At 62.9% G+C, this 11408-nt stretch carries 10 protein-coding genes; 1 reads left to right on the forward strand and 9 read right to left on the reverse strand.

Annotated elements, in window-relative coordinates:
• Window positions 1-157: 157 nt before the first annotated feature.
• The 6 genes from ACF8EF_RS05795 to ACF8EF_RS05820 form a co-directional block, all read right to left on the reverse strand.
• The gene (locus tag ACF8EF_RS05795) at window positions 158-985 is read right to left on the reverse strand and encodes an ABC transporter permease (protein ID WP_209968361.1); all 828 of its coding nucleotides are present in this window, start codon (window positions 983-985) and stop codon (window positions 158-160) included.
• 10 nt (window positions 986-995) lie between these two features.
• Complete coding sequence (locus ACF8EF_RS05800) at window positions 996-2243, reverse strand: ABC transporter permease (RefSeq protein ID WP_176683494.1); 1248 nt, start codon at window positions 2241-2243, stop codon at window positions 996-998.
• A gap of 60 nt (window positions 2244-2303) precedes the next feature.
• Window positions 2304-3338, reverse strand: a complete 1035-nt coding sequence (locus tag ACF8EF_RS05805) for an ABC transporter substrate-binding protein (RefSeq protein ID WP_392461890.1) — start codon at window positions 3336-3338, stop codon at window positions 2304-2306.
• A 40-nt stretch (window positions 3339-3378) separates the two neighbouring features.
• The gene (locus tag ACF8EF_RS05810) at window positions 3379-4503 is read right to left on the reverse strand and encodes an ABC transporter ATP-binding protein (protein ID WP_003255547.1); all 1125 of its coding nucleotides are present in this window, start codon (window positions 4501-4503) and stop codon (window positions 3379-3381) included.
• Window positions 4504-4798: 295 nt separating this feature from the next.
• Complete coding sequence (locus tag ACF8EF_RS05815; protein ID WP_176683647.1) at window positions 4799-5431, reverse strand: response regulator transcription factor; 633 nt, start codon at window positions 5429-5431, stop codon at window positions 4799-4801.
• A 7-nt stretch (window positions 5432-5438) separates the two neighbouring features.
• Window positions 5439-7826, reverse strand: coding sequence for a PAS domain S-box protein (locus tag ACF8EF_RS05820; RefSeq protein WP_176683496.1), 2388 nt, complete (start codon window positions 7824-7826; stop codon window positions 5439-5441).
• Window positions 7827-7921: 95 nt separating this feature from the next.
• Between ACF8EF_RS05820 and ACF8EF_RS05825 the strand changes: the two genes are divergently transcribed.
• A complete protein-coding gene (locus tag ACF8EF_RS05825) occupies window positions 7922-8920 on the forward strand; it encodes an alpha/beta hydrolase family protein (RefSeq protein WP_176683497.1) in 999 nt (332 codons plus the stop codon).
• A gap of 28 nt (window positions 8921-8948) precedes the next feature.
• On the opposite strand, the gene ACF8EF_RS05830 is transcribed toward ACF8EF_RS05825, so the two are convergent.
• From ACF8EF_RS05830 to ACF8EF_RS05840, 3 genes are read right to left on the reverse strand one after another with little or no spacing between them, the layout of a single operon-like run.
• The gene (locus tag ACF8EF_RS05830; protein WP_176683498.1) at window positions 8949-9716 is read right to left on the reverse strand and encodes a TerB family tellurite resistance protein; all 768 of its coding nucleotides are present in this window, start codon (window positions 9714-9716) and stop codon (window positions 8949-8951) included.
• A 1-nt stretch (window position 9717) separates the two neighbouring features.
• Window positions 9718-10389, reverse strand: a complete 672-nt coding sequence (gene murU / locus ACF8EF_RS05835; RefSeq protein ID WP_014755130.1) for an N-acetylmuramate alpha-1-phosphate uridylyltransferase MurU — start codon at window positions 10387-10389, stop codon at window positions 9718-9720.
• A complete protein-coding gene (locus tag ACF8EF_RS05840) occupies window positions 10386-11405 on the reverse strand; it encodes an aminoglycoside phosphotransferase family protein (RefSeq protein WP_392461891.1) in 1020 nt (339 codons plus the stop codon). The genes murU and ACF8EF_RS05840 overlap by 4 nt, the downstream gene beginning before the upstream one ends.
• Window positions 11406-11408 lie beyond the last annotated feature (3 nt).

Here is an 11408-nt window from a genome sequence, read left to right on the forward strand (position 1 = left end):
AACTCAGGGAAAGCGATGAAGGCTGATTGGTATCAATTGGTGTCGACCAGCGCAACCTGTACCGGCCTCTTCGCGGCTTGAAGCCGGTCCTACCGGGCCCGCAGTACCCTGTAGGAGCGGCTTTAGCCGCGAAGAGGCCGGCACAGGCAACCCATCATCAAGCCGGCTGTTGAGTCCTCAACTTCTCACTACGCCCACGCAACCATTCCAGGGTCAGCAGCAACACCACCGAGAACGCAATGAGCAAGGTCGCCGCTGCGGCAATGGTCGGGCTCAGGTTCTCGCGAATACCGCTGAACATCTGCCGCGGCAGGGTTGCCTGTTCTGGCCCGGCGAGAAACAGCGTCACCACCACCTCGTCAAACGAGGTGGCAAAGGCAAACAACGCTCCCGAGATGACACCAGGCGCGATCAGCGGCAGGGTCACCCGGCGGAAAGCCAGCAAAGGCGAGGCTCCCAGGCTGGCCGCTGCGCGCACCAGATTGTAGTTGAAGCCCTGCAGCGTCGCCGACACGGTAATGATGACGAACGGCACACCCAGTACCGCATGCACAAGAATCAGCGAGATGAAGCTGTTGCCCATGCCCAAAGGGGCGAAGAACAGGTAACTGGCCACCCCGATGATCACTACCGGCACCACCATCGGCGAGATCACCAACGCCATCACCAGCGACTTGCCGGGGAAATCGCCACGGGTCAGGCCGATGGCCGCCAAGGTGCCGAACACCATGGCCAGTACCGTGGCCGCCGGGGCAACGATGATGCTGTTCTTCAACGCCCGCATCCACTCGGCCGAGCCGAAGAAATCCTGATACCACTGCAGCGAGAAGCCCTGCAGCGGGTACACCAGGAAGCTGCCACTGTTGAACGACAGCGGCACGATCACCAGCACCGGCAAGATCAGGAACAGCAGGATCAAGCCACAGAGAATGCGCAGGCTGTAGTACCAGACCCGCTCCACGGGCGACATGTATGGGCTCAGCATGACAGGCTCCTCAGCTCAGGCGCAGGCGGCTGGCGCCGACCAGCCAGCTATAGATCAGGTACAACAGCACGGTCGCCAGCAGCAACAGCCCGCCCAGTGCGGTGGCCATGCCCCAGTTGATGCTGGTGTTGGTGTAGAAGGCGACGAAGTAGCTGACCATCTGGTCGTTGGGGCTACCCAGCAGCGCCGGGGTGATGTAGTAACCGATGGCCAGGATGAAGACCAGCAGGCAACCGGCGCCAACACCGGCGTAGGTCTGCGGGAAATACACCCGCCAGAAACTGGCGAACGGGTGGCAGCCCAGCGAGATCGCCGCACGCATGTAGCTCGGGGAAATACCCTTCATCACGCTGTACAGCGGCAGGATCATGAACGGCAGCAGGATGTGCACCATCGAGATGTAAACGCCTGTGCGGTTGAACACCAGCTCCAGCGGCTGGTCAATGATGCCCATGGCCATCAGCGCGCCGTTGATCAGGCCGCCCGACTGCAGTAGCACGATCCAGGCCGCCACCCGCACCAGGATCGATGTCCAGAATGGCAACAGCACCAGAATCATCAGCAGGTTACTCTGCCGGGTCGGCAGGTTGGCCAGCAAGTAGGCCAGTGGGTAGGCCAGTACCAGGCAGATAGTGGTAATCACCACCCCCATCCACAGGGTACGTACAAAGATGTCCAGGTAAATGGCCTGGTCCGGAGTGGCCTTGGCCAGTTCTCCAAGGTCATCGATGCGGTGGTCCACCGAGGCCAGCAGGTAGAAAGAAGTCACCGAACTGGTATTGCGGCGTATCGCCTGCCAATAAGCCGGGTCGCCCCAACGCTCGTCGACAGCCTGCAACGCGTCTTTATAAGAGGCAGGCTCAGCCTTGAATGGCAGTGCACGGGCGGTCTTGGTCAACAAGCTGCGGTAGCCGGCCAGTTCCATGTTCAAGCGTTTGGAAAGGTCACCAAGGGTATGGTTCTTGCGCGCCACAGCCAAATCCTGGCTGAGCGCCTTGTAAACGTCCTCGCCAGGCAGGCTCTTGCCATCCCACTGGCTGATGACTTCCACCGTGCGCGGCAGGCCGCCGACCACTTCCGGGTTGCCGACGCTCTTGTACAGCAGCGCCGCAATCGGCACCAGAAACACCAGCAAAAGAAACAGCGCCAGCGGCGCGATCAACGCCTGCGCCTTCCAGCGGTTAACCCGCTCGGCGTGTTTGAGGCGCTGCTTGAGACTTGGATCTGCGCCTTCTTTGAGGGGCACTGCAATGGCCATGGCGAACTCCGCAATACAGGCTGAAATGGGGGCCGCTTTGCGGCCCCACACACTGGACGTTTACTTCTTCGCCGCCCAGGCGTTGAAGCGTTGCTCCAGCTGTTCGCTGTTGTCGGCCCAGAACGCCACGTCGATCTGCACCTGGTTGGCAATGTTCTCAGGCGTGGTCGGCATGTCTTTCTTCACTTCGTCCGACAGCAGGCTCACGGCCTTGGAGTTGGCCGGGCCATAGGCGATATTCTCGGAGTAGATCTTCTGCTGCTCAGGCTTGACGCTGTAGGCGATGAACTTCTTCGCCTCTTCGACGTTCTTGGCACCCTTAGGGATCGCCCATGCATCAAAGTCGTAGATGCCGCCGTTCCACACCACCTTGAGGTTGCTCTCTTTCTGCACAGCGGCAATACGCCCGTTGTAGGCAGAACTCATGACCACGTCGCCAGAGGCCAGGAACTGTGGCGGCTGTGCACCCGCTTCCCACCACTGGATGCTGGGCTTGAGTTCGTCGAGTTTCTTGAAGGCGCGGTCCACACCCTCTTTGGTGCTTAGCACCTGATACACGTCCTTCGGTGCCACACCGTCGGCCATCAGGGCGAACTCCAGGGTGTACTTGGCGCCCTTGCGCAGGCCGCGCTTGCCAGGGAATTTCTTGGTGTCCCAGAAATCCGCCCAGCTGGTGGGTGCGGTCTTCAGCTTGTCAGCGTTGTAGGCCATGACCGTGGACCAAACGAAGAAACCTACGCCGCACGGCTGGATGGCGCCCTTCACATAATCAGACTCGTTACCGAACAGGGCCGGGTCAAGCTCTTCGAACATGCCCTCGTCGCAACCGCGCGCCAGCTCTGGCGACTCAACCTCGACCAGGTTCCACGACACACTCTTGGTGTCGACCATCGCCTTGACCTTGGCCATTTCGCCGTTGTATTCACCAGCGATAATCTTGCCATTACCCGCTTTTTCCCAGGGTTCGTAGAAGGCTTTGACCTGGGCAGCCTTGTTGGCGCCCCCGAACGAGATCACGGTGAGGTCTGCGGCCATGGCCTGGCCAGCGGTGAACAGCCCCAAAGCCAGGGCGGTCAGTTTCAACGGCTTGCGCATTATTATTCTCTCCACAGTACAGGGTTGGTGAAGCAATCCATCAATGGGCTTCGGCAATCGGATCGAGCGCGCGGGCGTGCTCCACCTCCCAGCCCAGCGGTACCACATCGCCCACGGCCAACGCCGGGTCGAGCTCGGCAATAGGCTGCTTCACGAAGAAGTCGCCTTTGCCGCAAACCTCCAGACGCACCCGCACGTGGTCGCCCAGGTAAATGAATTCGGCCACCCGGCCAGAGAACCGGTTGACGCAGCTTTCACTGTGGCCGTTCAGCCGCACGCGCTCCGGGCGTATCGACAGGGTCACCGGCTCGCCGGCCTGGCCGACATTCACCGCCAGCGCCTCGACCCGCTCGCCGCGAGGCAACTGCACCTGGCAACGTTTGCCATCGCTGGCCAGCAACGTGCCGCTAATGCGGTTGTTCTCGCCGATGAAGTTGGCGACGAAGGTGTTGCAGGGCTCTTCGTACAGCGTGCGCGGGTCGGCGATCTGCTGGATTTCGCCCTGGTGGAACACCGCCACGCGGTCGGACATGGTCAGCGCTTCGCCCTGGTCGTGGGTCACGTACACCACGGTCACACCGAGGCGTTGGTGAATGTGCTTGATCTCCATCTGCATGTGTTCGCGCAGTTGCTTGTCCAGCGCGCCGAGTGGCTCGTCCATCAGCACCAGCTGCGGCTCGAAAACCAGTGCCCGGGCCAGCGCCACACGCTGCTGCTGGCCGCCGGACAGTTGGCCCGGGTAGCGCTTGGCGAAAGCGTCGAGCTGGACCATGTTCAGCACACGCTTGACCCGCTCACTGATGTCGGTCTTGCTCAGGTTGCGCACGGTCAGCGGAAAAGCCAGGTTCTCGGCCACGGTCATGTGCGGAAATAGCGCGTAGTTCTGGAACACCATGCCGATATCACGCTTGTGCGGCGGCACGTTGTTGATCGAGCGCCCGCCAAGCTGGATTTCACCAGCGGTGGGGGTTTCGAAGCCCGCCAGCATCATCAGGCTGGTGGTTTTGCCGGAACCGGACGGGCCAAGCAGGGTGAGGAACTCGCCCTTGCGGATATCCAGGTTGAGGTCTTTGACGATCAGCGACTCGCCGTCGTAGCTCTTCTGCACACCACGGAAGCTGACCAGCGTTTCGCCGGTTGCAGCGTTCGACTTCGCCTCGCTCATGCCTGCACCTTCTTGTTGGATGACTGCGTAGGCAGAAGAGTAGAAGAGACGCAAGCGCCCGAAAATCGGGGGTACTGAGAGAATGCCATCATCCGGGTGGAAGATTTGTTGTAGGGATCGCCCTACAAGGATGGCGGGTTTGGAATGCCCTTGCGAGCCAACCACGAAACCTGTGGGAGCGGGCATGCCCGCGAAGAGGCCGGCTCAGCCATAGAGATCAGCAGGCCAGGCCCGTTCGCGGGCATGCCCGCTCCCACAGAGGCTTCGGCAAGTTTCGGGCACCCGTATGTCGCAATCAGATCAGCTTGTGCTCCATGGCGTACTTCACCAGCTCCGCCAGCGAGTTCACTTTCAGCTTTTGCATCAAACGCGCCTTGTGAGTGCTGATGGTCTTGCTCGACAGCGCCAACTGCTGGGCAATGTCGTTGACGTTGGCGCCCTGGGCCAGGCGCTCGAACACCGAAAACTCCCGCTCCGAGAGCAGTGTGTGCAACGGCCGGGATTCGGTCAGGCCCACTTCGAACACCATGCGGTCGGCCAGCGACGGGTCGATATAACGCCCACCACCCGCCACCCGCCGAATCGCCGTCAGTAACAGCGCCGGATCACTGTCTTTGGTGGCATAGCCTGCCGCTCCGGCCTTCAGCGCCCGCGCCGCCATCTGTGCCTCATCGTGCATCGACAACATCAGGATCGCCGGCGCATCCTGCAACGCCCGGATACGCGGGATCGCCTCCAGACCGTTGACACCTGGCATCGAGATGTCCAGCAGTACCACCTCGCACGGTGTGTGGCGCAGGGTTTCGAGCAACTGCTCGCCGTTACCGGCCTCCCCCGCCACTTGCATGTCCTTGGCCAGGCCAATCAACTGTTTGATGCCTTCACGGACAATGGTGTGGTCTTCGGCCACCAGTACTCGAATCACGATTGCTCTCCTACTCCAACGGAATGGCCACGCTCAGGCTGGTGCCTTCACCCGGCTCACTGTCCAGCGCCATGCTCCCCCCCAGCATCAGCACCCGCTCGCGCACGCCCACCAGGCCAAACGAGGTGGGCCGGGTCTGCTCGCGGCAAAAGCCTTGACCATCATCACTGACCGTCATGCGCAACTGTCCGCCCTCACGTACCAGTTCAATCTCCACGCTGTGCGCCTGGGCGTGACGCATCACATTGGTCAGCGCCTCCTGGAGGATACGAAACAGCCCGGTGGCCTTGGCATCACTCAATGCTGGCAGATTGTCGGGTACTTGCACCAGACAGGGGATTTGCGTACGTGCCTCGAAGCGCCGCGCCTGCCATTCGATGGCCGAGGCAATGCCGGCATCGAGGATCGGCGGACGCAAGGCAGTGGCGACATCGCGCACCAGCTGGAACAACTGGGCGATCAGGCGTTTCATGCTCGCCAGGCGTTCATTCAGTCCCGGGTCCAGTTCGGCATAGGCCAGCTCGCACATCGACACTTCCAGCTTGAGCACGGTCAGCATCTGCCCCAATTCATCATGCACTTCCCGGGCGATACGGGCTTTTTCTTCTTCGCGCACGCTCTCCAGGTGGGCCGAGAGTTCGCGCAGCTGCTCCTGGGACTTCGCCAGCGCCAGCTCCGCCCGCTTGCCCTGTGTGATGTCCCAGACTATACCGTCCCACACCACCCGACCGTTGCCCAGGCGCCGGGCGCTGGCCTTGATGTCGGCCCAGCGCTGTTCGCCCTGCCGGGTGAGAATGCGCCCCTGCCAGGACCAGTCCTGGTCGCTGACCAAAGCCAGGTCCTGCACCCGGTGGTAATCCGCACGGTCCTCGGGGTGTACCAGGTTGCGCAGCCCCATCTGTGGGTGCTGGATCTCGCTGGGTGCATAACCCACCAACGCCTCGCTACCCTCGCTGATATAGGGGAACTCCAGATCGCCCTCGGCCGGGTCACGCTCCAGGCGAAACACCAAACCAGGTACGTTGCCAGCAATGCCCTTCAACCGCGCCTCGCTTTCGCGCAGGGCCGCCAGGGCGCGGTGCCGTTCGGTGACATCGGCGAGGTAGACCACCAGGTATTCGGAATCACGAAAGCGCAGAAAGCTCAGCGACAGCTCCACGGGTAGCAAGCTCTGATCAGCCCGCCGGCACTGCGTCTCAAACTGACCGACACCGCCCGCCCCCGTACGCGCGCCCTTCCACAGCTCTAGCCAGCGGTCCATGTTCAGGCTTGGCTCGAAGTCGCTCAGCGGTCGCTCCAGCAGTTCACCCTCGGTGTAGCCCAACATGCGCTCGGCGGCATGGTTGGCGTAACGCACATGGCTGTCCCAATTGACCCAGAGGATACCCACGGTGCTCTGATCGATGGCGAACTGGCTCAGGCGCAACGCCTCTTCACGCACCTGGCGCTCCACAAGGCTCTCCCGCGCGGCCAGCAGGCTGCGCTCCAGCTGGCGCTGCTGCCGGCGTTGCCACACCAGCGTGGCCAAGGCACACAGCAGCAACATACCGAACAGCAAGGCGATGTTCTGCCAGAAGCCAGGCGACTCGCTCAGGCGAGGGGTTTTCGGCTGCAACCAACGCTGATGCAGTTGTTCCAGCTCCTTGGCCGGCAGTGCCTGCAGGCCGCGTTCAAGTACATCGGCCAGCAGCGGCCAGTCGCGCCGCGAACCGATACGCAACAGCTGCGGCAGGCCAATATCGCCAACCACCGCCAGCTCACCGAACTCGCTCTCGCGCGACAGGCGGCTGAGCTGCGCTTCATCCAGCACGGCGAAGCTGGCCTGGCCACCGACCACCAGTTGCAAGGCCTCACGCTCGTCGGGCACCCCCTGGAGGTTGAGGTTGCCGTAGTTGCCGCGCAGGTAGTCCGCCAGGGGGCTGGGCATGCGCACCGCCACGCGTTGCTCGGCGTCAAGCTTTTCCAGCTCCACGGCCATGGCCCCGGTGCGCGGCCCCACCAGCAGTTGTGGCACGCGCATGTACGGGTCGCTGAATAGCCACAGGCGCAGACTGGCCGGCGTCTGGGTAAGGCCAGGGGCGAAGTCGATTTCGCCGCTCTGCAGGGCATGTTCCAAACTGGCCTGGTCACTGAAGTTACGCCAGGTGAGGTCCAGCCGCAGCGCCTGTGCCAGGCTGTTCACCAGTTCCACATTGGCCCCGTACAGTTGCTGCAGACGCCGGTCGAACTGGGCGTAGGGCGCCTGCAACACCAGGCCGACACGCAGGCTGCGGTGGGTGTCCAGCCACTGCTGCTGGTCAGGCTCCAGCGCCACAGAGGGCTGCGCCTCGGGCCTGGCCCAGACAATCAAGGGCAGCCACAAGCAGCCGATAACCAACAGGCGACGCACTCGCTTCATCTATACGCTCGACTTGGCAAAGACGGCCATGCAGCATGGCCGTCACGGGCAAATACTATTAGGCTGCCGGTTTCATTCTGGCCTTGGGTTGACTCATGTCCACACTTTATCGCACGACGCTGGCAGTGTGCTGCCTGGCCTCGGTCCTTCCACTCGGCGCCCTGGCCGCCGATGCCGAAAAATCACCTGCAAATACCGTGGCGCCGGCGGCCGAGGCCCCACGGCCACCCTTGCTGGAACGCAGCCAGGAGGATGCCCTGGCGCTGGAACGGCTGCTGCCCAAGGCTGAGCAGCAGACCCTGCAGGCCGGTGCCGACAGCTTCCTGGCCCTGTGGAAGCCGGCCAACGACAACGATCCGCAAGGGGCAGTGATCATCGTCCCCGGTGCTGGCGAAACGGCCGACTGGCCAAATGCAGTCGGCCCACTGCGGCAAAAATTCCCTGATATCGGCTGGCACAGCCTGAGCGTCAGCCTGCCCGACCTGCTCGCAGACAGCCCGCAAGCGCGGGTCGAAGCCACACCACCTGTAGCGCCTGCACAAGACAAAGGCGAAAGCGCACCGGTCAAGGACGTACCGGCCGACGCCAACGCCAACGTGGCCCAAGCCACGGCAGCAGATGCCGACACGGCAGAAAGCACCGATGCCGAACAAGCCAGCGAGCAGTCCGACCCGGCAGATGCCGAACGCATCTTCGCCCGCCTGGATGCCGCCGTGGCGTTCGCCCAGCAACACAACGCCCGCAGCATCGTACTGATCGGCCATGGTAGCGGTGCATATTGGGCGGCGCGCTACCTGAGCGAGAAGCAGCCACCGCAGGTACAAAAACTGGTGATGGTCGCTGCTCAGACCCCTGCACGGGTGGAGCATGACCTGGAAAGCCTGGCCCCAACCTTGAAGGTACCGACAGCCGATATCTACTACGCCACCCGCAGCGCTGACCGCAATGCAGCCCAGCAACGCCTGCAGGCCAGCAAGCGGCAGAAGGATAGCCAGTACCGCCAGTTGTCATTGATCGCCATGCCGGGAAACAAAGCGGCGGCACAAGAGCAATTGTTCCGCCGGGTGCGGGGGTGGATGAGCCCTCAGGGTTGAGCCCGACTTGATCCTGGTGCGGGGGCCATCAAAGACCGCGCCGCTTGCGGATCATGGCATAGGCCTGGTGCAACTCACGGGTACGCGCGGTCGCTTCACGCACCTGTGCCTCGCTGGCACCGGTACCCGCCAGCTTGTCCGGGTGATGCCGGCTGACAAGCCGACGGTAGGCCTGCTTGACCTTATCAGTGTCGGTATCTGTCTCCACCGCCAGCAAGCGCAACGCTGCCGCATAGGTCATGGGCGCGCTTTCTGCTCCCGTGGCCTTGCGCGGCTCGTACTCCAGCGACATGGCCTGCACCTGGCGTCGGCTCATGCCCAGCTTCTGCCCCCAGTCCAGCAGCAGCTCACGCTCCTTGTTGCCCATCTTGCCGTCAGCCCAGACCATGCGCCAACAGGCCCGCAAGGTACCTTCCGCCGCGTGGGGCTGCTGACTGATGCGCCGCAGGTGCCCGCCAAGCCGGTCCTTGCCCGCCTTGCCACGGTTGAACGCATTGATGGCGCGCAGCCGAGCTGCCTCGGCCAAGTCCAGGCGCATCATCTCCTGACGCGCCTGCTGGATGTGCTGCTCAGCTACCCGGCCATCGCACTTGGCCAGGCGCCCGAGCATTACGAACAACAACTCGTCGTCGCGTAATGCGGGGCGCCCACCCAGGCGTTCACGCATGTCTTCCCAGCCTTGCAAACGCAGCCGGCGGTCAATGGCCTGCCCAAGCAACGCACCGAGCAAGGCACCCGGTATGCTCGCCACGGCAAAGCCGGCACCCACACCAATCACCGTGCCTGGCCACCACATGTCAGGCACGCTCGCCAATCAGAGACTCAGCCTCGGCCAGGCGCTCAAGCGTGCCAACATCCACCCAGTGCCCACGGTAGTGTTCGCCAGACACCTTGCCGGCCGCCATCGCCTGGCGCAGCAAAGGTGCCAGCTTGAAGGCGCCCGCCTGGCAACCTTCGAACAGCGCCGGGTGCAGCACCGAAATGCCGCTGAAGGTCAGCGTGCCTGGCGCGTCATCACCGTCAACGACCTGCTCGCCCATCAGGCGGAAGTCTCCGCGGCCGTGATGGCCAGGGTTGTCGACCAGCACCAGGTGAGCCAGGCCTTGCAGGGGAGCCTGCAGACGCGCGAAGTCGTAGTCGGTCCAGACATCGCCATTCACCAGCAGGAACGGCGCATCACCCAGCAAAGGCAGGGCCTTGAAGATGCCGCCACCGGTTTCCAGCGGTTCACCTTCAGGTGAATAGCGGATGCTCAGGCCAAAGCGGCTACCGTCACCCAGGTGGTCTTCAATCTGCTGGCCAAGCCACGCATGGTTGATCACCACTTCGGTCACGCCCGCTGCCGCCAGGGCGCGCAGGTGGTACTCGATCAGCGGCTGGCCGGCGACCGGGACCAACGGTTTTGGGGTGTGCAGGGTCAGCGGGCGCATACGCTCGCCCTTCCCCGCAGCCAGGATCATGGCCTTCATGCACGCGCTCCGGCCTGCAACTCGGCAATCAGCTCACCCAGCTCCGCCAATTCGGGCCGGCGACCGATCACTTCATTTATATAGGCGAAGAAACGCGGCACGTCGCCCAGGTAACGCGGCTTGCCGTCGCGGTGGCAGATACGGGCGAAGATGCCGATCACCTTCAGGTGGCGCTGCACGCCCATCAGGTCACTGGCGCGGTGGAAGGCTTCGAACTCAGCATGCACCGGGATGCCGGCCGCCTGCGCCTGCTGCCAGTAATCGCTCAGCCAGCCTTCGACCCGCGCCTGCGGCCAGCTGACAAAGGCGTCCTTGAACAGGCAGGTAATGTCGTAGGTGACCGGGCCGTATACCGCATCCTGAAAGTCCAGCACACCAGGGTTGGGGGTGCTCTGCATCAGGTTGCGCGGCATGTAGTCACGGTGTACCAGCACCTTGGGTTGCGCCAGGGCGCTGTCGATCAGCAACTGGCTGACGCGCTGCCAGGTGGCCTTCTGTGCATCGGTGAAGGTCAGGCCCAGCTCACGCCCCACGTACCATTCGGGGAACAGTTCCACTTCACGGCGCAGCAGGGCGTCGTCGTAGCTGGGTAGCGGCACGTCCATCGGCAAACGCTGGAACTTCAGAAGGGCATTGATGGCGTCGGCGAACAGGCCATCGGCGTTGTCGGCACTGATGATGTCAAGGTATGTCCGAGTGCCCAGATCCCCAAGCAGCAGAAAGCCGCGTTCCAGGTCCTGGGCGTGGATCAGCGGCACATGCACGTCAGCGCTGGCCAGCAGGTGGTCGATGGCGACGAACGGTCGGCAGTTCTCCTGCGGGGGGGGCGCATCCATGATCACGAAACTGTGGCCAGCGCCCTGCCAGCGGAAATAACGGCGGAAGCTGGCGTCGCTGCTGGCAGCGGTCAAGCTGCCTGCAGGCACCTCGCCCCAGGCGTTGTCACGGAAAAGATCATTGAGCTGCTCATCGAGCCAGACCGTCAGTTGTTGCAGGCGTACATCGTGTTCAGGCATTGC

This window comes from Pseudomonas sp. zjy_15, assembly GCF_043101865.1.
In the GTDB taxonomy this organism is placed as follows: domain Bacteria; phylum Pseudomonadota; class Gammaproteobacteria; order Pseudomonadales; family Pseudomonadaceae; genus Aquipseudomonas; species Aquipseudomonas putida_Y.

Bases quoted from the DNA above. Each gene is read 5' to 3' on its own strand.
- ACF8EF_RS05830 (WP_176683498.1), bottom strand. From the start codon at position 9,716: ATGTGGTGGCCAGGCACGGTGATTGGTGTGGGTGCCGGCTTTGCCGTG.
- ACF8EF_RS05820 (WP_176683496.1), bottom strand. From the start codon at position 7,826: ATGAAGCGAGTGCGTCGCCTGTTGGTTATCGGCTGCTTGTGGCTGCCC.
- ACF8EF_RS05840 (WP_392461891.1), bottom strand. From the start codon at position 11,405: ATGCCTGAACACGATGTACGCCTGCAACAACTGACGGTCTGGCTCGAT.
- ACF8EF_RS05810 (WP_003255547.1), bottom strand. From the start codon at position 4,503: ATGAGCGAGGCGAAGTCGAACGCTGCAACCGGCGAAACGCTGGTCAGC.
- ACF8EF_RS05805 (WP_392461890.1), bottom strand. From the start codon at position 3,338: ATGCGCAAGCCGTTGAAACTGACCGCCCTGGCTTTGGGGCTGTTCACC.
- ACF8EF_RS05795 (WP_209968361.1), bottom strand. From the start codon at position 985: ATGCTGAGCCCATACATGTCGCCCGTGGAGCGGGTCTGGTACTACAGC.
- ACF8EF_RS05825 (WP_176683497.1), top strand. From the start codon at position 7,922: ATGTCCACACTTTATCGCACGACGCTGGCAGTGTGCTGCCTGGCCTCG.
- ACF8EF_RS05800 (WP_176683494.1), bottom strand. From the start codon at position 2,243: ATGGCCATTGCAGTGCCCCTCAAAGAAGGCGCAGATCCAAGTCTCAAG.
- murU (WP_014755130.1), bottom strand. From the start codon at position 10,389: ATGAAGGCCATGATCCTGGCTGCGGGGAAGGGCGAGCGTATGCGCCCG.